The sequence below is a fragment of the Acidobacteriota bacterium genome (genome assembly GCA_040752915.1).
Taxonomy (GTDB): domain Bacteria; phylum Acidobacteriota; class UBA4820; order UBA4820; family DSQY01; genus JBFLVU01.
In genome coordinates, this window is the sequence record JBFMHB010000001.1 from 143883 (window position 1) to 165267 (window position 21385).

At 66.3% G+C, this 21385-nt stretch carries 21 protein-coding genes and 1 tRNA gene; 8 read left to right on the forward strand and 14 right to left on the reverse strand.

All coding sequences use genetic code 11. The features are described from left to right. Positions 1-59: 59 nt before the first annotated feature. The 4 genes from AB1824_00670 to AB1824_00685 are packed head-to-tail and all read right to left on the reverse strand — an operon-like array spanning position 60 to position 4008. Positions 60-692 (reverse strand): hypothetical protein, encoded by a 633-nt coding sequence (locus AB1824_00670; GenBank protein ID MEW5763461.1) that lies wholly within the window; start codon positions 690-692, stop codon positions 60-62. Next, on the reverse strand, positions 689-1852 hold the full coding sequence (locus tag AB1824_00675) for a hypothetical protein (protein ID MEW5763462.1): 1164 nt from the start codon (positions 1850-1852) through the stop codon (positions 689-691). The genes AB1824_00670 and AB1824_00675 overlap by 4 nt, the downstream gene beginning before the upstream one ends. Next, a complete protein-coding gene (locus AB1824_00680; GenBank protein ID MEW5763463.1) occupies positions 1849-2565 on the reverse strand; it encodes a hypothetical protein in 717 nt (238 codons plus the stop codon). The genes AB1824_00675 and AB1824_00680 overlap by 4 nt, the downstream gene beginning before the upstream one ends. 12 nt (positions 2566-2577) lie before the next feature. Next, positions 2578-4008: a Mur ligase family protein gene (locus AB1824_00685; GenBank protein ID MEW5763464.1), complete on the reverse strand. Its 1431-nt coding sequence runs from the start codon at positions 4006-4008 to the stop codon at positions 2578-2580. A 91-nt stretch (positions 4009-4099) separates the two neighbouring features. Between AB1824_00685 and AB1824_00690 the strand changes: the two genes are divergently transcribed. The 4 genes from AB1824_00690 to recN are packed head-to-tail and all read left to right on the forward strand — an operon-like array spanning position 4100 to position 9178. Continuing rightward, positions 4100-5395 (forward strand): 4Fe-4S dicluster domain-containing protein, encoded by a 1296-nt coding sequence (locus AB1824_00690; protein MEW5763465.1) that lies wholly within the window; start codon positions 4100-4102, stop codon positions 5393-5395. Further along, positions 5392-6048, forward strand: coding sequence for a BMC domain-containing protein (locus tag AB1824_00695; GenBank protein ID MEW5763466.1), 657 nt, complete (start codon positions 5392-5394; stop codon positions 6046-6048). The genes AB1824_00690 and AB1824_00695 overlap by 4 nt, the downstream gene beginning before the upstream one ends. A gap of 25 nt (positions 6049-6073) precedes the next feature. After that, positions 6074-7456, forward strand: coding sequence for a hypothetical protein (locus AB1824_00700; GenBank protein MEW5763467.1), 1383 nt, complete (start codon positions 6074-6076; stop codon positions 7454-7456). Between the two features lie 21 nt (positions 7457-7477). Beyond that, positions 7478-9178: a DNA repair protein RecN gene (gene recN / locus AB1824_00705; protein MEW5763468.1), complete on the forward strand. Its 1701-nt coding sequence runs from the start codon at positions 7478-7480 to the stop codon at positions 9176-9178. Between the two features lie 95 nt (positions 9179-9273). Here recN and AB1824_00710 read toward each other — a convergent pair whose 3' ends face one another. From AB1824_00710 to AB1824_00755, 10 genes are all read right to left on the reverse strand, one after another. Next, positions 9274-9999 (reverse strand): PilZ domain-containing protein, encoded by a 726-nt coding sequence (locus tag AB1824_00710; protein ID MEW5763469.1) that lies wholly within the window; start codon positions 9997-9999, stop codon positions 9274-9276. Between the two features lie 120 nt (positions 10000-10119). Next, positions 10120-10869 carry a twin-arginine translocase subunit TatC gene (gene tatC / locus AB1824_00715; protein MEW5763470.1) on the reverse strand — a complete coding sequence of 250 codons (750 nt, stop codon included), beginning with the start codon at positions 10867-10869 and terminating at the stop codon, positions 10120-10122. After that, positions 10869-11180: a twin-arginine translocase TatA/TatE family subunit gene (gene tatA, locus AB1824_00720; protein ID MEW5763471.1), complete on the reverse strand. Its 312-nt coding sequence runs from the start codon at positions 11178-11180 to the stop codon at positions 10869-10871. The genes tatC and tatA overlap by 1 nt, the downstream gene beginning before the upstream one ends. Beyond that, positions 11158-12000, reverse strand: coding sequence for an ATP-dependent sacrificial sulfur transferase LarE (larE, locus tag AB1824_00725; GenBank protein MEW5763472.1), 843 nt, complete (start codon positions 11998-12000; stop codon positions 11158-11160). Before larE ends, tatA begins: the two co-directional genes overlap by 23 nt. A 61-nt stretch (positions 12001-12061) precedes the next feature. Next, positions 12062-14632, reverse strand: coding sequence for an MMPL family transporter (locus tag AB1824_00730; protein ID MEW5763473.1), 2571 nt, complete (start codon positions 14630-14632; stop codon positions 12062-12064). 31 nt (positions 14633-14663) lie between these two features. Further along, positions 14664-15257 (reverse strand): CDP-diacylglycerol--glycerol-3-phosphate 3-phosphatidyltransferase, encoded by a 594-nt coding sequence (gene pgsA, locus AB1824_00735; protein ID MEW5763474.1) that lies wholly within the window; start codon positions 15255-15257, stop codon positions 14664-14666. Positions 15258-15281: 24 nt separating this feature from the next. Next, positions 15282-16832 (reverse strand): sigma 54-interacting transcriptional regulator, encoded by a 1551-nt coding sequence (locus AB1824_00740; GenBank protein MEW5763475.1) that lies wholly within the window; start codon positions 16830-16832, stop codon positions 15282-15284. Beyond that, a complete protein-coding gene (locus AB1824_00745) occupies positions 16829-17578 on the reverse strand; it encodes a hypothetical protein (GenBank protein ID MEW5763476.1) in 750 nt (249 codons plus the stop codon). The genes AB1824_00740 and AB1824_00745 overlap by 4 nt, the downstream gene beginning before the upstream one ends. 30 nt (positions 17579-17608) lie before the next feature. Beyond that, a tRNA-Arg gene (locus tag AB1824_00750) sits at positions 17609-17685 on the reverse strand. A 10-nt stretch (positions 17686-17695) separates the two neighbouring features. Next, positions 17696-17998 (reverse strand): acylphosphatase, encoded by a 303-nt coding sequence (locus AB1824_00755; protein MEW5763477.1) that lies wholly within the window; start codon positions 17996-17998, stop codon positions 17696-17698. 124 nt (positions 17999-18122) lie between these two features. Between AB1824_00755 and AB1824_00760 the strand changes: the two genes are divergently transcribed. Genes AB1824_00760 through AB1824_00775 form a run of 4 tightly spaced genes read left to right on the forward strand, consistent with a single transcriptional unit; the run spans position 18123 to position 21385 of the window. Continuing rightward, positions 18123-18263: a hypothetical protein gene (locus AB1824_00760; protein ID MEW5763478.1), complete on the forward strand. Its 141-nt coding sequence runs from the start codon at positions 18123-18125 to the stop codon at positions 18261-18263. Beyond that, positions 18256-19095, forward strand: a complete 840-nt coding sequence (dapF, locus tag AB1824_00765) for a diaminopimelate epimerase (protein MEW5763479.1) — start codon at positions 18256-18258, stop codon at positions 19093-19095. Before AB1824_00760 ends, dapF begins: the two co-directional genes overlap by 8 nt. Beyond that, on the forward strand, positions 19086-19826 hold the full coding sequence (locus tag AB1824_00770; protein MEW5763480.1) for a fumarylacetoacetate hydrolase family protein: 741 nt from the start codon (positions 19086-19088) through the stop codon (positions 19824-19826). Before dapF ends, AB1824_00770 begins: the two co-directional genes overlap by 10 nt. 14 nt (positions 19827-19840) lie before the next feature. After that, complete coding sequence (locus AB1824_00775; protein MEW5763481.1) at positions 19841-21385, forward strand: PAS domain-containing sensor histidine kinase; 1545 nt, start codon at positions 19841-19843, stop codon at positions 21383-21385.

The following is a 21385-nucleotide window of genomic DNA, read 5'->3' on the forward strand; positions in this document are numbered from 1 at the left end:
GAGCCCCGTCGAGCCCTGTCAAGGGGGCACCCCGTTGCCCGGGCGGGTTGCCGCCCCGGCTAGGGGCGTGGGTTCCAGTCGACCTGTGCCATGAGAACCCGAGGGACGGCGACGCCCAGAATCCCGTCCACGAGCCGGTCCCCCTCCTGAAAGAAGGGAACCACGGCGTAGGCGACCCGCTCCACTTCAAAAGAAGCTTCCACGCCCGTCACGTCCGCCGCTCGGTCCACGTGGGCGAGCCACGCCAGACGGGCCATCTCGGAAAGGGGAGCCGGGTCCCTGACGCCGTCGAGAAGGGGACCCTCGAAAGGCTCCTGGAAGGAGAGAAGGGACGGGTCCGCGAGGGCGTACCGGCGCGTCAAGTCGTCGTAGTAGGAAAGCCGCAGGGTCCAGAAGGCGGGGAAGAACAGGGGGCCGAGCCGCCGCACGCGCGAAATAGCGGCTTCCTTACGAGCGTCGGGGCACCGGATCCGCAAGGCGCCCGTGACCATCCAGAAGGGCGCGCCGATCGGTTCGCCCGCCGCCCCGACGCGGGGGCTCAGCCATCCCGCCGCGTAGACGCGCCCCGGGTCTTCCATGAAGACGGCGGTTCGGCAAGTCCGGCACACGAAGATTCGCGCCGCATCCCCTCCCGCGAGTTCGCCCCCACAGGTGGAACAGGTCAACGGGACGAGGACGGGGCTTGCGCTCATTCGAGCCACCTGGGTGCGCGGTCCGGGCCGAAGCCGGACTTGAGGATTGTCCAGATCACCCGGCGGACGGGGTTGAGAGGGCTGGGAGGGACGTCCGCGGCCGCCTCCACCCGAATCCCCGTTCCCGTAATCCTCACCAGAAAGGGCGTGCGGATAAACGCCCACGCCAGGTCCAGCCCCGCGGCCACCAGAACCCCGAGAATTCCGAGTATCACCGCCAGGGCCGGCCATGCCGCCGCACCCCTGCCCGGGGCGTCGAAGTCCGGAGCGAGAGCCCTCACCATCCCCTGGAGGAACTGGCCCGTCAGGAGACCCATGAGGCCAACCAGCACGGATCCCGCCAGGACCGCCCAGTCACGACGAAAAGGCAGGGTCCCCGAGAGCCAGCGGCCCGAAACCTCCTCCCTGACCATCTGGAAGATCTGGGATCCGTAGCGGAAGGTCAACAAGGCCACGGGCACGTAGACGAGCGTGGCCTCAACCGCCAGGATCTTCAACTCGCCCGTCGAAGAAGCCTGGCTCTCAACGCCCTTTTCCAGCACCGTTTCCAGAGGTATGTTGGCGTCCACGACCTCTCCGGTCCCGGACAACTTCGACAGGTCCGCCGGCTCCGCCGAATCCAGCGCACCCAGGACGGTCTCCCTCACGTCTGCGTCGCTGAAGTCCCAGGCATGGAGGCTCACCGCCGGATAGAAGTACCTGAAGTCCCCCAGGACGACACGGCTGTCCTCCTCCACCACGACGCTGGGCCTTCGGGGCCGGGCGACCGCCTGGAGGTCCGGATCACCCGACATGGCCCCGATGCGCTGCCACGGACTCAGGAAATCCCGTTCGCTGACAACCCTCTCCCGGCCTGTTTCCAGAACGCCCCCTCGCTTGCCCGTCAGGAGATAGAAGGGCAAATAGAGCCGTCGTCGGTTCAGGAGAAGCGCCCTCCGGGAGAGGTCCCGGGGCGCCACGAGACGGCCCATCATTTCCGCCGCCGAGGCCCGCAAATCGGCCTCGCCCAAGCGCGGCGGGACAACCAGCGCCGGAAGGAAGTCGCCGCCGACGCAGTAGTGGGCACGGCCGCAGTAGGCGCATCGGACCTTCCGGGAGGCCAGGGGAGCCGCCACGGCGCCCCCGCAGGCCGGACAACTGAGGGCCCGCACCCGATTCATCGGGGGGCCCCCTGCACCATGCGGCGAAACAGGGGAAAAACGAGGAACCCCGTGAGCGGGACCGCCGCCGCCGCGGCCGGCCCGGGAAGGAAGAAGGACTCGACGGCGAACACCATGAAGAGAAGGCTCATGGCCGCCCAGAACCGATGCGAAATGTGAGCCGAAAGGGGCGGTGGAGTTTCTTCGAAATAGGCCCTCCCCAGCACGGCATCCACCCAGGCGGTGTAGGCCCTTCGAGCCGTCCCGTACTGGATCCGAAAGAAAGGAACCAGGTAGAGGCTGAAGGAGGACTCCTCCCCAGGCCTCATCCACGCCGTGGAGGCACCCTGGGTGCAGGGAACCGCCGTGAACCCTCTTGGCTCCCCCCCCTCAACTCGGGCGCCCGCGCCGGGAAGCCGGAAATCCTCCAGGCAGGAGGGCCGGGGCGAAAAAGCGGGCACGGCGCCCTGGCTCTCACTTCCCCTCACGCTCCAGAACGGCAACAGGAGGCCCTCGGTCTTCAAGACGGGGAGTTCGGGGAGTTCGCCTTTCCTCCACGCCTCCCTCAGTTCAAGGAGGGCCCGGGCCGGAGAATGCGATGGCGGAAGCACAAACCTCAGAAAGGTCCGGGCCCGGTCCAGGTAGAGGGTCGAGGCGCAGTACGGGCAATCCAGGAAGGGGAGATCCCGATCGAGGCCGAATTCGCCTCCGCAACTCGCGCACCGGACCTTCATCGCCCGTTCCTTCTACTGGATTCCTTTCCCGCCGCAAACCGGCTCGTCCAGGAGAGCCAGCCTCCCCGCCAGCTTCTGGGGGAGCCCGTGAAACGCGCCCGAGGAGAAAAAGGCCACCAGACCCGGCTCCAGGGCGCCCGCCTCGAACTCCCGCTCGTATTCTTCGGCAGAGGCCAGAGCCCGGGCCTTCCGGCCGAGGGACTCGATGTCCCGGACAACCCGCTCGACGTCCAGTCGGCTCCCGGAGGGGATTCTCCCCGGGGCAGGCAGGGGACCGATCCAGACTTCGTCCGCCAGGGAGAGGGCTCCCGGTAGCTCCCCCTGGTGCAAGGCCGTCTGGCAGGTATAGGAGCGCGGCTCGAAGCAGGCCGTCACACGCCGCCCGGGGAAGCGCTGCCTCAAGGCCTTCAGGGTCTCCCTCAAAGCCGTCGGATGGTGCGCGAAATCGTCCACGACGGCCCAGCACCGCCCCGCGTGCAGAACTTCCTGCCTCCTCCGGACTCCGGGAAAGGAGGCCAGCCCCTCCTTCAGGGCCTCGAGTTCGGCGCCCGCCTCCAGCGAGGCGGCGAGGGCGGCGAGGGTGTTGCGGAGGTTGTGGGGGCCGTGAAGGGGGCTGGTGAAGGCGCCCAGCCTTCTCCCGGAGTGGAAAAGGAAGAAACGGGTCCCTTGCTCGCTGTAGGTGACGTCGGTGGCGGTCCAGTCCTCCCCGCCCCCCAGACCGAACGTGGTCGTGCGGCGGCCCACCTGCGGGAGGAGCCTCGCGACGGACGGCGACTCGGTCCCGGCCAGGACGGTTCCCCCCGGGTTCACAACGCCGAAGAGACGCACGAAGGCCGTCTCCAGGGCCGAGAGGTCCGCGAAATTGTCGAGGTGGTCCATTTCGATGTTGTTGAGGATCAGGATGGAGGGCGCATAGTGAAGAAACTTCGGCCCCTTGTCGAAGAACGCCGTCTCGTATTCGTCCCCTTCCAGGACCGTCCAGGTTCCGTCGCCCCAACGGAAGGAGGCTTCCCATCCTTTCACGATGCCGCCCACGAGGAGGTTGGGCCGCATGGCCGCGGACTCCAGGAGCCATCCCGCGAGGGCCGTGGTCGTCGTCTTGCCGTGGGTGCCGGCCACAACGAGGCTCTTCCTGCCCTCCACCGCGAAGCGCCGAACGGCCTCCGCCATGGAGCAGTAGGGAACGCCGTCGGCGAGGGCCGCCTGAGCCTCGGGGTTGTCCGCGTGGATGCTGTTTCCGATGACCAGGAGGTCCGGACGGAGCCGTTGAAGGTGCCCCGGATCGTACCCCGCTTCCACGGGGATGCCGTACCGCGCGATGGCCTCCGACATGGGCGGGTACAGGACCGTGTCGCACCCGGTAACGTCATGGCCCTGCGCCTTGAGGAGTCCGGCCAGGGCCCCCATTCCCGTTCCTCCCACGGCCATCATGTGGATCCGCATGGCGCCCCCTGGAAAGTAGACTACCACAAGAGAGCGGGGCCTCCTGTTGTATTCGGGCCTCCGCCCTGATACCTTGGCCCGCGGAGGTCCTATGAGCGGGGCGGCACGCATCGCGCGGGAGTGCGGCATCGTGGGGGCCGGCGGAGCCGGCTTTCCGACGCACGTCAAACTGCAGGCGAGGGCCGACACCTTCGCCGTGAACGCCGCCGAGTGCGAACCGCTCCTGTACAAAGACCAGGAGATCCTCGAAAACTTCCTGGAGCCTTTCGCGGAGGGCCTCGTGCGTTGCGGCGAGGCGGTTGGCGCCAGGCGGCTCCTCGTGGGGATCAAGGACAAGCATCCCAGGCTGATCGAGCGTCTGAGGGACGAACTGCCCCGCTCGGTGGAGGTCCTCACGCTCCGGGACACGTACCCATCGGGAGACGAGCACATCCTCGTGTGGGAAACGACGCGCCGCGCCATCCCGAAGGGAGGCCTCCCTCTGGACGTGGGGGTCGTGGTCCAGAACGTGGAGACGGTCCTCAACGTGGGTCTGGCGAAGCCCGTCACGGAGAAGTTCGTCACCATCTCGGGCGCCGTGCCGGAGGTCCTCACGTTGAGGGTCCCCCTCGGGACTTCCCTTCGAGATGTCCTCTCGGCGGCGGGCGCGCCCGTCTCCGGAATGGGCTACGTGGTCAACGGCGCCATGATGGGGACCGTGGCCGAGGACCTCGACGAACCCGTGACCAAGACCACCTCGGGGATTCTCGTCCTGCCCCTCGACCACTCGGTTCTGGCCCGCAAGAAGCGGACGCCGCTCCAGGTCCACAAGATCGCCGCGACCTGCGACCAATGCATGCGATGCTCGGACCTTTGCCCCCGGGACCTTCTGGGTCACTTCGTCAAGCCGCACAAGGCCATGATCTCCATCGGCTTCGCTCCTGACCAGGCGGTCGCCTGGCAGGAAACGGCCCTCTACTGCTGCGAATGCGCCCTCTGTTCCCTCTACGCGTGTCCCGAGGACCTGGACCCCTTCCGCGTCATGGTGGAAAGCAAACGCGCGCTCCTGGCGAGGGGAGTTCGCCCCAGCAAGGAGGAGGTCGCGCCCTCCCCCCTCTTCGAGTACCGCCGGACGCCCACCCGGCTGCTCATGCGCCGCCTGGACCTTCTCCGGTTCGAAGCGCCCCACCGTTTCGATGCCCGGCCCATCCCGGCGCGGATCCTTCGGCTTCCGCTCAAGCAGCACGCCGGAGCGCCCTCCGCCCCAACGGTTCAATCGGGCGACAGGGTCCAGGCGGGCCAGGTGGTTGCGGAGATACCCGATCGCGCCCTGGGAGCCAGGATCTTCGCACCCAAATCGGGCCGCGTCCTCGTGGACGAGAGCGCGGTGACCGTGGAGGTCTCATGAGTCCAAAGATCAGCCAGATCCGGTCGGGCGCCACGCGCCCCACCGCCTCGTCTTCGGCCCCCCCGATCGGCGCCGCCCCGGGGAGCGGGGCCCGCGACGCCATCGGGCTCCTCGAGCTGACCTCCGTCGCCAAGGGCGTGGAGGCCACCGACGTCATGCTGAAGGCGGCCGACGTCGAACTCCTGGGAAGCCGGTCGATCTGCTCGGGCAAGTACATGATCCTCGTACGGGGAGACGTGGCCGCCTGCACCTCCGCCGTGCGGGCCGGGGAGGACCTGGCGTTGGAGACGGTGGCCGACTCCATCGTCATCCCCAACCTTCACGAGCAGGTGTTCCCGGCCCTATCCCAGTCCTGTGAGGTGGAGGAAGTGGAGGCTCTGGGCATCCTGGAGGCCTTCAACGTGGCCACCCTCATCGAGGGGGCCGACGCCGCCGTCAAGGCGGCGGAGGTCCACCTGCTGGAAATCCGCATCGCCATGGCCCTGGGTGGAAAGGCCTTTTGCATCCTCACGGGCAGCGTGGCCGCGGTCCGCGCAGCCGTGGAGGCGGGAAAGAGCCTGATCGGAGAGAAGGGCCTCCTGACCAACTGGGCCGTGATTCCGGCTCCGAAGAAGGAACTCGTTCGCGAAATTCTGGGCGGCCGGCTCATCTGACCCGGCACCCCTGGGGGAATGCGCCATGGCTATCGAGAGTCCCATGTCCCTGAACGGCTCCCTTCGGTCTCCCCTCCTCGCGAGTCTTACCTGGATGTCCATGCTGATCTTCGGTTCCGCCATGGGCCAGGGCGCGCCCCCGCCCGCCCCTTCCCAGCCGACCCCGGCGGCCGCCCCGTCTCCGCCCTCGAACCAGATCACGGGCGTCATCACGGAGAGCGGATTCACGCGGCTCGCCATCGCCGTTCCGCCCTGCCGCACCGATTCCCAGAACGCCGCCGCAGGCCAGGAGGTCCTTTCGGTCGTTTCCGCGGACCTCGACTTCTCCGGCTATTTCAGGCTCGTGGATCCTGCCCTCTTTGCCGGCTTGAGCCTCCAGGACGCCAAGGTGGACTTCGACGCCTGGAAAGCCATGAACGCGGATTACCTCCTCCTCACGTCCCTGTTCTCTTCCGACGGCCAGCTGAGCCTCGAGGGAAGGCTCTTCGACGTGAAGCGCTCGGAGATGGTCACCGGAAAACGGATCAAGGGCCCCAAGGCCGACGCCCGCGTGCTTGGACACAACCTTTCCTCGGTGATCTTGGACTACCTCTTCGGCGCGGGAATGTTCCCGACCAGCCAGATCCTCTTCACCTCCCATCTGGGAGCCACCGAGGACATCTTTCTCTGCGACTACGACGGGAAAGGGCTGGTCCGCCTCACCGCCCTGGGCCAGTTGAACGTCACGCCCGACGTGAGCCCAAAGGGCGACCGGATGGTCTTCACGTCCATCCTGAAGGACCGGCAGGAGCTCTTTCTCCTGGACCGCCAGGGACGCCGGGTCAAACTCTACGGCGAAGGCGAGGGCCTCAACTCCAACCCGCGCTTTTCCAGGGACGGGAAACTCATCGCATTCTGCTCCTCCCGGTCGGGCAACCCGGACATCTGGGTCCTTGGACTGGATGGAAAGAACCCCACGCGGCTGACCTTTTCCTGGGCCATCGACACGGCGCCCTCGTGGTCTCCCAACGACCAGCAGATCGCCTTCACGTCGGACCGGTCCGGATCGCCCCAGATCTACGTGATGGACCGGGACGGAGCCAACGTGAAGAGGATCAGTCCCGAGGGGGGAGGCCGCTGCGACCAGCCCGCGTGGTCGCCCCGGGGGGATAAGATCGCCTTCAGTTCCTTCCGAAACGGCCATTTCGACATCGCCGTGAAGGACCTCAACTCCGGCGAGGTGTCCTTCCTGACGGACGGGCCCGGCAACAACGAGGCCCCCTCCTGGTCCCCGGACGGACGCTACATCGCCTTCGCGAGCAATCGCACCGGCTCCTACCAGATCTACATCATGCGATGGGATGGGACGGGGGTCACCCGGATCACCAGCCAGCCCGACTGTTACGGCCCCTGCTGGTTCCGGGGCTAGGGCCCCGGGCGGTGCTCGCCCATGCTTCGTGAACTCCGCCTGAAGGATTTCGCTCTCGTCGAGGACCTTCACCTGGATTTCGAGGAGGGTCTCACCCTTTTGACGGGCGAGACCGGCGCCGGAAAATCCATCCTCGTGGAGGCGCTCGGCCAGGCGGCGGGCGAAAGAGCGGAACTCGAGATGATCCGCCATGGGGCCCGGGAAGCCTGGGTGGAGGCTCGTTTCGTCCCCTCCGGTGGCCCCGCCCTGGCCGTTCGTGCCCTCCTCAATGGATGGGGGCTCCCTTCCGAGGAGGACGTCGTGATCCGACGCCGGATCGCGCGGGAAGGCCGAAGCACGGCGTGGGTGAACGGGGCCGTTGCCTCCGTGGGCCAGCTTCGGGAACTCGGCTCCCATCTGCTGGAGATCCACGGACAGAACCAGGGACACCGCCTGGCCGACGAGGCCCGCCAGAGGGAGCTCCTGGACTCCCTGCCCGAGGTGCGCGTTCGGGCGACGGACACGCGGTCCGCCTACGCCCGCCTCGCCTCCGCCATGGAGCGTCTCGCGGCCCTTCGGCGGACCCAGTCCGAGAGGTCCGCCCGACTGGAGGCCCTTCGCCGCGAGCGGGAGGAGATTGAGCGGGCGGACCCCCGGGAGGGCGAGGAGGAGGAGCTCCGGGCCGAGAAGGAGCGCCTCCAACACGCCGAAGAGATTTCCGGCGCCGCGTCCTCCGTCGCCTCCCTCCTGGGGCCGGGCGAGACATCGGCGGCCGGAGCCCTGAAGGAGGCGGCCCGCCACCTGAAGCGGCTCTCCGAGGTGGATCCCGCCTGGAGCCCCTATCTCAAGGACCTCCAGACGGCGACGGGGGTCCTGTCCACCATCGCGACGGAAGCCGAGCGCACCGCGTCCACCGTTCAGAGCGACCCGGAAAGGCTGGACCGGATCCAGGCTCGGCTGGCGGACCTCGACCGCATCAAGCGCCGCTACGGTCCCTCGGTGGCAGAGGTCTTGTCCCGCCTCGAGCAGGTCCGCAGGGAAGAAGACCTTCTCTCCGGCGGGGCCGGCACCGTGGAGGGCGCTTCGGCGGCCCTCGAGGAAGCCTTTGGAGTGTACGCCCGCGCGTCGCAGGCTCTGAGCCGGGCCAGGGGGGAGGCCGCCTCCGCGTTTGCGCGCCGCGTTGAAGCGGCCTTGCGCCCGCTGGCCATGGAGAAGGCCCGATTCGAAGTGGAGGTGGAGAGCCGGCCGCTCCGGAACCCGGAGGATGCATCGCCCGCGGGGCAGGATGAGGTGCGGTTCCTCTTCTCCGCGAACCCCGGGGAACCCCTCAGGCCCCTGTCCAAGGTCGCCTCGGGAGGCGAGTTGAGCCGCACCCTGCTGGCCATCGCGAGTCTCGCCACGGGCGAAGGCCCCCGCGCCGCGGTATTCGACGAGGTGGACGCGGGCATCGGCGGACGCCCCGCCGAGCATGTGGGGCGCCGTCTGCGCGATCTCTCCTCCACCCGCCAGGTGCTGTGCATCACGCACCTTCCCCAGATCGCCGCCTTCGCGAGACGCCACATCCGGGTCGAAAAGACCCAGTCCGAGGGCCGAACGGTGGTGCGGGCCCGAGTCCTTTCGGAAGAGGAGCGACCGGGGGAGCTCGCGCGGATGCTGGCCGGTGAGCGCGTACCGGAAACGGCCCTCCGTCATGCCCGGGAGCTTCTCAAGGGCGCCCGGCTCCCGACGGCGGACGGACCCTGAGGCGCCCTCACCGAGGGCGGACGGACGACAGAGCGACGCCACGGGGAGCCTTCTAACGGGAAGGTGTCCCGCTCCCGGGCCCTTGAGGCCGCGGCTCAGTCCTTTTGGGTGTAGGCCGCCACGAAGGTGCGCGTATCCGGATCCATCTGGCGGAAGGCCACGCCGTACCCGCCGTCCGTGCTGCGGACCACGCGGGCCTTGAACTCCACGATCTTGAGGGGAACGGTTCCAGGGATTCCGATGATGAGGGTGATCAGGTCGTTGATGTTCAATTTGCCATCGAGGTGCACTTTCGCACCGGTGAGGGAGATGTCGCGGATCAGCCCCTTGTACTTTTGCCCGAGGGTGGAAATGATACAGGCGGCCTGGAGGGGTTTCCTCGAGGCCTTTCTGGCCTCGGGCCCGTCGAACTCTTCCGGCACGCGCATGGGCGAAGGCGGAGCGGCGGTCTCCTCCCCCCTGCGCCCGCAGAAGGTCCGGAGGGCCTCAAGGAAACTACCCACGCTGACGGGGCGGAGGAGGCAGAGGGAGGCGCCGGCGTTGTACGCATCCACACGGTGATCTTCGGTGGAAACGAGAACGATGGGCAACCGTTCGAACCCGGGCTGCTTCTTGAGCGCGGCCACCGTTTCGAGACCGATGACGCCCGGGAGATCCAGGTCCACCGCCATGATCTCCGGCATCCCCGTGATGTAGACGGACTGGACCGCCTCAAGGTCCGTCGAGAAAACGCTGAGCCGGGCCGCGTCGCCCGAATAGGCGGCGAGCGCTGACCGAAAGGCGGTCAATTCGGGCTCACGAAGTACGGCCGTTGCTTTCAATCCTCTCCTCCCTGTACCCGGTCCCCTGCCCTCCCTGTCCAACGCGGGGAAGGCGCCTCATGTTTCAAAAACGTGTTGGACTCCTTGTACCACAGGTTCGGAGGAATTGGAACCGGCCTCTCAAGCCGGTGCGGGCGCGTCTCTTCGGCGGAACATCCAGGAAATGAGCAAGCCAAGCCCGTAGAGCAGGATGAGAGGCACAGCGACGGCGGTCTGGGTCACGGGATCTCCCGAGGGTGTGATCACGGCGGAGATCACGAAGGAGCCGAGGACGGCCCACTTGAATTTCCGGGCCAGAGTCCCCGTGGACACGAGCCCCAGGCGGGTGAGCAGGAAGATGAGGATGGGCGTCTCGAAGGTCAGCCCCATGCCCAGGAGAAAGACGATCTCGAAGTTCCAGAAGTAGGAGATCGTCACGACGTTCGTGAAGCCCTCGTTGAACTGGAAAAAGAACTTGAACGTCAGGGGGAGGATCACGAGATAGCAGAAAACCACTCCACCCATGAAGAAGAGGCTCGTGGCCAAGACGAAAGGAACGGCCCACCGCCGCTCGGCCGGCTTCAAACCGGGGGAAATGAAGGCCCAAAGCTGGTAGAAAATCCAAGGGGCGGCCAGAAACACCGCGAGAACCATGGCGATCTTCATGTAGACGAAGAAGATCTCCGTCACCTGCGTGTAGGCCAGGCTCTTCTGCCCTTCAGGCAGATAGCGGTAGTACGGGGCCACCAGCAGCCTCATGACGCGGTCCATGAAGGGGATCACGGCCACGAACGCGACGAGAAGGCCGAGGACGGCCCGCACGAGGCGCATCCTCAACTCCTGGAAATGCTCCAGGAAGGTCATCTCCCCCCGTCCCCCCTTCCTGTCCATCAGGAGGCCCCGTCCTTTCCTTCCTCCGTCCCACCGGAGGGCTCCGGCGGAACGGGCTCCGGCATCCGGGGCGGCGGGGGGGGCAGGGTTGAACGGGGGAAAGAGGGAGTGCGGTCCCCGAGAAGGTCCGCGTCCTTCTTGAGATCCTCCACCTCCCGTTCGATGGTCTCCTGGAGTTCCGCGCTCGCGCGCTTGAACTCCTTGATCGCGCGAGCAAAAGACTTTCCCAGCTCGGGCAGCTTTTGGGGTCCGAACAGCAGGAGTGCCAGCACGAGGATGAGGATGATCTCAGGCGTTCCCAATGAGCCCACCGTCCTTCTCCTTTCGCTTGGGATTCAGACTCCCCGATCGAAAGCCATCCAGATCCAGGACGACAAACTCGAACCCCAGGCGCCCGAGGGCCGCGCAGATCTTCTCGCGAACCCCCTCCCCACAAGCCCGGGCCAGATCGCCGACCTCCAACTCCAACCTGGCCCCCGAATCCAGGAGCCGGACCCTGCATTGCCTGAAACCCAGGCTGTGCAACAGATCCTCGGCCCGTTCGACGCGGCCCAAATCGCCGAGGCGGATGGGCCGACCCGTCGGAAACCGGGAAGAAAGGCAGGCCGCCTGCGGCTTGTCCCAGGTGGGTAGCCCCTTCCGGCGGGACAGCTCCCGCACTTCGGCCTTCGTCAAACCCGCCTCCAGGAGCGGCGCGCGGGCGCCCCGCTCCCGGGCCGCTTCCATACCGGGTCTCCAGTCCCCCAAATCGTCGGCGATGGCGCCGAACAGAATCCACCGGTCCCCCCTCTTCCCCGCCAGGTCCTCCATCGCCTCGAAGAGAGCGCTCTTGCAGTAATAGCATCGCCGGGGGTCGTTCGCCACGAAGCGCGGGTCTTCCATCTCGTGGGTCTTGAGGAGGATGTGCTCCGCCCCCAGGCGCTCGGCGAACCGTCTGGCCTCGTCCAGTTCGGATCGGGGGAGGGTCGGCGAATCGGCCGTCACCGCGACGCAGGCCGATCCGAGGATGCGCCGCGCCTCGCTCAGGAGCAGGGCCGAATCCGCGCCGCCCGAAAAGGCCACGAGGACCCCGCCCTCGAGACCCACCAGGATCTCCTCCAGGCGTTTGATCTTGGAATCCAGGTCATCCACGGGCTCCTCCGGTTCGACTGCCACTGTAGACTGCGCCGCCGCTGGAGGCAACCGTCCCGGGTTACGAGGAGGGTCCCTCCGGTTCCCTGGCCAGGCGGCGCCGGTCCCACAAGGTCAGAAGCGCCACGAGGACCGTCAGGGTCGTGACCATGCTGTAAACCGTTCCCAGAAGGGAGACATAGCCGATGCTCCTCAGCCCCGGGTAGGAGGAGGTGATCATGGAACCGAACCCCGCGATGGTCGTCAGCGCCGCTATGACGATCGGAGACCCCACCTCCTGGATTACCCGGTCCATCTGGGCCCCGTCGGGTTCGCGGTGGCGGTGAACGAAATAAATGCCGTAGTCCGATCCGATGCCCAGGATCAGGGTGGTCACGAAGATGTTCATGAGGTTCAAGGGCTCGCCAAGAATCGCGAGGGACCCGAGCATCCACACCATGGCCACGCAGAGCGGCACGAGCGCGTAGGCGGCCATCCGGAAGGACCGGAAGTCCGCCGCCACGATGAGGAGCACGAGCAGGTTCCCCACCAAGAAAGCCAGGAGTGCATCCCGTTTGATGAGGGTCCGGAGGGCCTTGCTGAATACGTTGATGCCCACCACCTTCGCCTCGGGAACTCGGGCTTGGACGGCCTCGATGAGGCCCGTTGGCTCGAACCTCCTGAACTCCTCCGACATGTACAGGTACACCACCCCCCGGTACCTGCCGGGACCCTTCTCCACGATGAATTTGTCCAGCACCGGACCCAGGGGCGTGCGACGAATCTGGTCGTAGGTCAAAGGGCCGTCGGGACGGAGCATGCGACCGAGATTCACCAGGTACTCCCGGAAGAACTCCGGGTTGAACCCCTCCTGGCGGCAGGACGCCAGGAAGGTCCGCCGAATCCGCGTGAACGAAAATTCCGCCTCCCCTTGCCGGCGAAGTGCCTCCACCACGAGTCGTTGCCGGTCCACCGGCGGGAGATAGGTGGAGGGACTGTCCGTGAAGAGGATGTCTCCCGTCTTGAGGTAGGGCTGGACCGCCTCGGTCACCTTCTCCGCATCCGCCACGATGCCCTCGGGTGAGGAGGATTCCAGAAGGACCATCATGTAGGTGAGAGACGCGCCGAATTTCTTCGCGATTTCCGAGGAGACGTGGATCCCCCGATTGCGGGAGCTCCTGAGGTTCTTGATGTTGTCGTCCAGGCGGATGCCGAGAGCGAACATACCGAACACCGCCGTGAGCCCCGCCGCGATCAGCAGCGTGGTCCACGGCCTTCGGTGGGCCACCCGCGCGATCCCGTCCACCCAGAAGGCGTGCATGTGGAACGAAGGCTCCGCCGCACGCTTTTCCTTGTGAATCTGATGGAACTGGAGCATGGCGGGAAGGAGGACGAAGACGCTCGCGGCGCTCAGGAGAATGCCCACGGAAGTGAAAATGCCCACCTGGCGCATCCCCGTAAATTCCGTGACGATCATGGCCCCGAACGTGCAGGCGGTCGTGACGGCCCCGACGAAAACGCCCTTTCCCGTCCGGCCGAGGGCCGTCGCGATGCTCTCTTCGGATCCCCTTCCCGCGTTTCGCTCCTCCACGTAGCGTCCGTAGATCACCGTCGAGAAATCGATGCCGAGACCGATGAGCAATGCCGCGAATCCCGCCGTGGCGCTGTTGAGGTGGATCCCCAACAGGTGGACCACGGCGAAGGTCATGAGGATCCCGAATAGCAGCGGGATCCAGCCGTAGGCCAGGGCGCTCTTGCGCCGGAAGGCCCAGAGGAACACCCCCATGACCAGGACCGCGGAAGTGGCCGTGTTGAGGACGGCGTCGCGCTTGATGAGGTCCGCGTCATCCTGCGCGATCGGATAGCCCCCGCCGTACCGCACCGTAAGCGCCTCGAGGCCCTCCTCCCCCTCGGCCGTCCACCTCTCCCTCTGGGTCCTCTCCGCCGAGCGGACCCCGGCCATGAGTTCCTTCCCGAAGGGAATGTTCTGCGCGGGCCTCTTGGGCCGGACGATCATGAGAAGGGCCGTCCCGTCGCGGGAGAGGTAGTAGCCGTCGGAGAGATCGACCTTGAGCTGCCGGGTTTTCCCGGCGAAGTTGCGCTTCAGGATGGGAAAGAGGCCGAAGGGATCGTACTGGACGAGTTGCTTGGTGACCAGGGACGCGGGATTGGAGATGAGCTTGCGGTTGCTCTCCACCTGGGCCCGGACTCCTTCGTTCGTAAACCGTTGAGCCACCTCGGGCAACGAGTCCGGGGAGAGGTACAAGAGCGTGTAGGGAAGGAGGGCCTGGACCATTCCCTCGAAGTCGTGGAGGCGGTATTCCACGGTCTCGACGAGCCCCGTCTCCCGGATCGCCTCCGCCAGCTGGTCGGCGTACTCCTCGTATTCGGAGATCGGGTGCGCCTCAGGATCGGCGGTCTCGAGCAGAACGAAGAGGTAGTCGAGGCTCTTGAAATCCTCCGTCGCCTGCCGGAAATCCTGAACGGAGGGGTTCTTCCTGGGGAGCAGGTCCAGGATGTCCGACTCGATGCTGGGCGGCTTGAGGGCGAAGAGAACGAGGGCCATCGCCGCCAGGAACGCCGAAACCGCGAATACGCCTCGGTAATGGCGCGCGCAAAACAGGGCGATCCGAGTAAGGAGAGCCTCCCTCACCGGACCCGTCCAGTCCCCGGAGCGGCTGGGCTCATCCGAGGGCCTCCCCCTTGAAGAGGTCGATCTTTTTGGAAAACTCCTTGAAGTACTCGACCATGGAGGCCACGGCGATGAAGGCGACGATGTACAGGAGCCAGTTGCCCGTGATCTGGACCCAGTCCCATTCCTTCTGGTTGCCCCAGATGATGAAGCAGATGGCGATGACTTCCACCACCATCTTCCATTTCCCGAGGCGCCCCGCCGGAATCACGACCTGATTGATGGCTGCGATGAGCCTCAGCCCGGTCACCGAGAACTCCCGGCCCACGATCACCACAACCACCCAGGCCGCCGTGAGCTGGAGCTCCACCAGGGAGATGAGAACCGAGGCCACGAGGAGCTTGTCCGCGATCGGATCCAGGAGCTGGCCGAGGGTCGTCACCTGGTTCCTCCGGCGCGCCAGATACCCGTCGAGCAGGTCCGTCAGCGAGGCGAGCAGGAAGATCCCCACCGCCAGCGTCTCGCGGTTGAAGAAGAACCACTTCTCGAATTGGAACTCGGTGAGCAGGACGACCACCACCAATGGCACCAGGAAGATCCGGAAGGCCGTGAGGAGATTCGGTAGGTTCAGGACTCTCTTGGGCATGGTCCGCCTGCTCCGGCCGGTTTTTCAGCGCGGGCGCTTTCTTCGGTCCAGGTCGAACCGCTCGATCATTTTGATGAGGCCCCTGCGGGTGATCCCCAGATCCTCGGCGGCCCGGGTCTTGTTCCAGCGGTACTTCTGAAGGGCTTCCACCAGCATCTTCTTCTGGATGGCGTCCAGGGAGTCCTTCAACTTGGCCCCGGTGTGGGTGGCCGCTAGCAGCGCCGCCTGCTGGATGACCTCGGAAAGATGCTGGGGGGCCACCATCTCCCCGTCGCCCAAAAGGATCGCCAGGCGCTCCATCTCGTTCTTGAGTTGGCGGACGTTTCCGGGCCAGGCATAGGCGGAAAGCATGTCCACCGCCTCCTTCTCGAAGCCGAGGTGGCGGCGCCCCATCCGCGTTCCGTAGAAGTTCAAGAAGTGGCGGGCGAGGAGCCCGATGTCCTCCTTGCGGTCTCTCAGGGGAGGAAGCTTCACCGTGACCACGTTGAGGCGGTAAAAGAGATCCTCGCGGAACAGCCCCTTCTGTATCTGGTCCTGAAGGTCCTTGTTCGTGGCCGACAGAATCCGAACGTCCACCTTGCGGGGCTTGTTGTCACCGATGCGCCGGATCTCCCCCTCCTGCAGGGCGCGCAAAATCTTCGCCTGGGAGGACAGGGAGAGGTCGCCGATCTCGTCGAGGAAGAGGGTTCCACCGTCGGCCACCTCGAAAAGGCCCGGCTTGTCGTGGGAAGCCCCCGTGTAGGCCCCCTTCTTGTATCCGAAGAGCTCGCTCTCCAGAAGGGACTCCGGAAGGGAGGCGCAATTCTGGGCCACGAACTTCTTGTCGCGCCGGGACGATTTGAAGTGGATCGCCCTGGCGATGAGCTCCTTTCCCGTTCCGCTCTCCCCCATGATCAGGACGGATACGTTGCTCGCCGCGACGAGCTCCACGGTCTCGAGGATGCTGATGATCTTCGGAGAGTTGGAGATGATTTCCGGGAACCCTTGATCGGCGGAGGCCATTTGCCGCAGATAGGTGTTCTCGAGACGGTAGCTTTCCTTCTCCTGGGCGGACTTGATTGCGGATGAGGCGAGGTCCACGAAGGACTTCAGGAACTTGTGGTCGCGTTCGGTGAACGCGCCGGGCCGCTTCCCGTGGTCCACGTAGAGCGCCCCCAGCAGCGTGCCGGCGAAGTTGAGCGGCATGCAGATCACCGAGAGGATGTTGTAGTGGATCGCGCTTTCGCTTTGAAAGCGGGGATCGCTCTGCGCGTTGGCGCTCAGGATCCCTTCCTGGCTCTTCATGGAGGCGTGGACCACGGAGAGCGCCACGCGCTGAACGTCCACGAGTTCATCGGGGTAAAGGGAGCGGGCCACGGTGGGGTAGAGCTCCCCCTGGGGGTTCAGGAGGAAAATGACCCCCCTTTCCGCGTTGAGGTGCTGGATCGCCAGGTCGACGAGATTCTCGAGGAGGGGCTGAAGGTCGGTGTAGGAGTGCACGACGTACGCGAGGCGGTACAGGGTTTCCAGATCCTGATGGGCGACTGGGATCTGGGGCTCCTCGGGAAGCGGGGTCCTCTCGTCCTTTTCGGTCATGCGTCTCCCTCGAGGGCCTCCAGGCGTTTTTTCGCCCTCTGCAGGATGGAGGGTTCCTCCCCTTCCTCCGTCCCCTTCATCAGTTCTTGAATCTTCTTGTAGGCCTCGGCGGCCTTCGCTTTCTCGCCCCGCCGCTCGTAGTACTGGCCGAGTTGCCACAGGCCCTCCCCCTTGGGGAGAGTTGGAGATTCGAGCTGGGCCAGGGCCTTGAAATCGGCCTCCGCCTTGGAGAACTCGCCCAGGGCCTCGTAGAGCCCTCCCCTCATGGGAAGGGCCAGCGGCGCAAGGACGCCGCCCTTCGTGGCGGGCTCCAAAGCGGCGGCGGCCTCCCGGGTCTTGCCCTGCCGAGCCAACGAAATGGCCTTGTAGAAAACGGTCAGGCCCCCCGATCCGCCCGAACCTTCCGCTTCCAGGGCCTTCAGCCGCTTTTCCACCTCGGCCGTCTTCTTCGCCTCGTCCGAAAAACGAAGCGCGGACGCCCCCCCGGCCGCAGCGGCCTCGCCCACGGGAGCCGCGAAGGCTTCGATGACTTCATTGAGACGGTGGGACCGCTCGGCCTTCTTGGCCTCCAGGTGGTTCCAGAACGCGAAGGCGCCCGCCGCCGAGGCGACCAGGACCGCCAGCCCGGCCAGATAGATCCTCCAATGGGTCTCCATGCTCCGGATGGAGGCAACGAACGCCTCGGAAAGGAGGCTTCGGAACTGGTCCTGGCGCATTTCCTGCTTGCTGAGTCTCCTGCTGGCCATTCGGTCCCCTTTCTCTCTTCCGCGCGTGGGTGGTGTGCCTGGCGGGAGTTGAACCCACGACCCCCTGCTTAGGAGGCAGGTGCTCTATCCAACTGAGCTACAGGCACACGGTCCGGCCTACGTCCAGCCGAACTCGGATTCTATCGTGAATGAAGAGGCCCTTTCAAGGGAACCGGAAGGGGGCAGGGCGGCCACCCTCTCTACGCGGGAATGAGGGGGGCCCTCCCCCAGGACGCGCTCCAGAGCGGCGAGAGCGGCGGAAGTCCCCCTGGCCTGAACCTCCACCGATCCGTCGGCCAGATTCCGGGCCCATCCCCTCACGCCCAGGATCTGCGCGTGGCGGGCCACGAAGTATCGAAACCCGACGCCCTGGACCTTCCCCGTGATCCGCCAGGCCGCCCTGGCATCCTCGGCACCCATGGAGACCATTCTCCACCCGGCCAGGGTGCAAGGAAAGGGATCTCTCGGGAGGGCCCGCGAAGAGGCCCCTGGATGGACCGCTTTTCGCCCGCGCGGCCGTGCTATACTCTTTCGGGAGGAACCCGTGCGCAAGGCCGTCGCCCTCGTCGCCCTCCTTCTTCTCGCGCTGGCCTTTTCCTGCGGCCGGAAGGGGGACCCCTATCCCCGACGAAGCCTCCACTCCCCGGGGCAGCCTGCGGGGCCTCAGAACCCGGACCATGATTGAGCAGATCGAGTTCTTCAAGATGTCCGGCGCCGGGAACGACTTTATCCTGGGCGACAACCGGCAGGGCGCCTGGAGCGGATTTCCACTCGACCGCCTCTCCCGCGGACTTTGCCGGAGGGGCACGTCGGTAGGCGCCGACGGGCTCATCCTCCTGGAGGGCTCGAGCAAGGCTCATTTCCGCATCCGGATTTTCAACCGGGACGGATCCCTGGCGGACATGTGCGGGAACGGAGCGCGGTGCGCCGCCCGCTTCGCCTTCCTCAAGGTGATCGCGGGACGGCAAATGAACATCGAAGCCCCGGCGGGGGTGTTCTCGGCCCGCGTCCTGCCCGATTCGCGAGTGGAGGTGGAGGTCCCCGGGGCCACGGAGGAACCGGCCCCCATCCCGGTGGAGGTTCAGGGAAGGACCTTGACGGGGCTCCTGGCCCGAACGGGCGTGCCTCACCTCGTGGTCTTCGTCCGGGACGTCGAAACGGTGCCGGTGGCCGCCCTCGGCGCCGCCTTGCGCTCCGCCCCGGAGCTCGGTCCGGAGGGAGCCAACGTGGACTTCGTCTCCACAACGAAGGGGGAGCCCTTCCCGATGCGCACCTTCGAACGGGGCGTCGAGGCCGAGACCCTGGCTTGCGGGACCGGAGCTACGGCCGTGGCGTGGGTTCTCCACCGTAGGGGCTTGACCGGCCCAAGAGTCCGGCTGGGCGTCCGGTCCGGCCAGGAGCTGTCGGTCGAGATCTCCGGCACACCCCCGACCTTCCGCCTCACCGGGGAGGCCCGCGTCGTCTTCCGGGGGATTCTGCTCCAAGAGTCCATCGAGGAGGCCTTGACATGCGGGTAGGAAGGGTTCTTCTCAACGGGCGGAAGGTACCCGTCAGGGTTTTGGAGGATCATGCCTGGATCACCCCGGAAGGGGTCCGCGTCCCACCTGGCGAAGCCGTCCTGCTGCCTCCCTCCACACCTTCGAAGATCGTCTGCGTGGGCCGGAACTACGTGGAGCACGCCCGGGAACTCGGGAACCCGATGCCGGACCGCCCCCTCCTCTTCCTCAAGGCACCCTCCTCCGTCCTCGCCCCGGGAGGGACCATCCTCCTTCCCGAGGATTCGGAACAGGTGGAGTACGAAGGGGAGATCGCTCTGGTGGTGGGAAGGACGTGCCACAGGATTCCCGACGGCCATGACCCCCTCATCTACCTCGCCGGGGTGACCCCCCTCAACGACGTGACGGCCAGGGACCTCCAGCGCCTGGACGTCCAATTCACGAGGGCAAAGTCCTTCGACACCTTCTGCCCCTTCGGACCCTGGATGGAGACGGAGCCGGACTGGGAAAACCTGATGGTGACCACGGAGCTGAACGGACGTCCCGTCCAGCAAGGACGGGCGGCCGACATGGCGTTCCCCATCCCCGATCTGGTCCGGTACATCTCGCGGGCCATGACGCTCTTGCCCGGAGACCTCATCGCCACCGGGACCCCTTCGGGCGTGGGCCGCCTGTCGCCGGGAGACCGGGTGACCGTGGAAGTTGCGGGCATCCGCCTGGAGAATTCCGTGGCCCACTGGCCGGCGTCTTGAGACGGGAGGGCGAAGTGGAGGACCTTCCGCGAAGACTGGATCCGCTTCTGGAGAGATTCCTGGCCGGGATCCCCCAGGCCATCCTCGCTCTCGATCCCGACAGCCGTGTTCTTTTCGCCAACACCAGCGCCGGTCGGATCCTCGGTTCTCCCCCGGAGGACCTCGCCGGCGTCCCCCTGGAGAAGGTCTGGCCGGGGTTGCTGCGCGCCCTCCGGGAGCGCCTTCCCGGCACGCTCCCGGGCGTGGACGGCGTGCCGGTGGAGCGGAGCGTCTCGGGTCAGCTCCGGACGTTCCTGGCCCTGGAGGATCCCCTGCCCGACGACGGCGGAGGGTCGGCCGGACGGGTCATCTGGCTCCTGGCCCCCTCCGCTTCGGAAGCGCTCGTACGGGAGAACCTGCGCCTCAGGGACCAGTTCCGGACTCTCACGGACCAGTCCACGGACGTCATTTTCGTGCTCTCCCGCGACTTGAAGGTGGAATACGTCAACCCCGCCCTGCGGGTGGTCCTCGGCGTGGACCCGGAGGAGGTGGTCGGGCGACCCCTCGACCTCCAGGCCTTCCTGCCGCCCGACGAAATCCGCCGCCTGCGCCTGGTGGGAACCCACCGGATCCTCCGCGAGGGAATCCGGAACAAGCTGGTCAGGGTCCTTTCGAAGTCCGGGAACGCCTTCTGGGGCCTTCTCACCGTGGCTCCCTCCCAACCCTCGCGCCGTTCCACGTCGTTCCTGGGGATCCTCCGGGACGTGTCCGAGTTCTACCGGACCCGGGAACAGCTCGTCCGCCACCACACCCAGCTGAAGAAGACCGTGGCCCAACTCGAGGAGGCCAACCGCCTGCAGGAGCAGTTCGTGGCGAATGTGACCCACGAACTGCGGACCCCCCTCACCACGATCCTCATCTCGGCCGAATCCCTCCAACGCGGCGGCGGGTCTCTCACCCCCGTCCAGGCGCGTCACCTGGAGATCCTTCTCCGGAACGCCCGCCAGCTCCTCGACATCATCGGGGACATGCTGGACCTGGCCAAGCTGAAGCGCGCGGCCTTTACGGTCCAGGAGCGACCCGTGGAAATGGGGGCCTTTTTCACGTCCCTTCTCGACGAGTCGGAACCGCTCTTCACGCAGAAGGGGCTCCGTCTGGAGAGGGTGCTGTCCGAAGACCTGCCCCCCGTCGCCTGGACCGACCCCGAGCTGCTGAGCAGGATCCTCCGGAACCTCCTGAGCAACGCCGCCAAGTTCACGAGGGAAGGAGGGGCCACCTTCACCGCGGAGGCCTCCGACGGTCGTCTCCGAGTGGAGGTTTCCGACACGGGCCGGGGCATCCCGCCCGAGGAGACCGGCAGGATCTTCGAGGAATTCCGGCAGGTGGACGGTTCGGACTCCCGACGGCATGCGGGGACGGGCCTCGGGCTCTCCATCGCCGACCGCTGCGCCCGACTCCTCGACGGCGCGATCACTGTGGAATCGAAGGTAGGAATGGGAAGCCGGTTCACCGTTGTTCTACCCCTCAGAGAGGTCCCCCCCCCACCCGTCGCACCGGGGAGTGACGAGCAAGACGAGTAA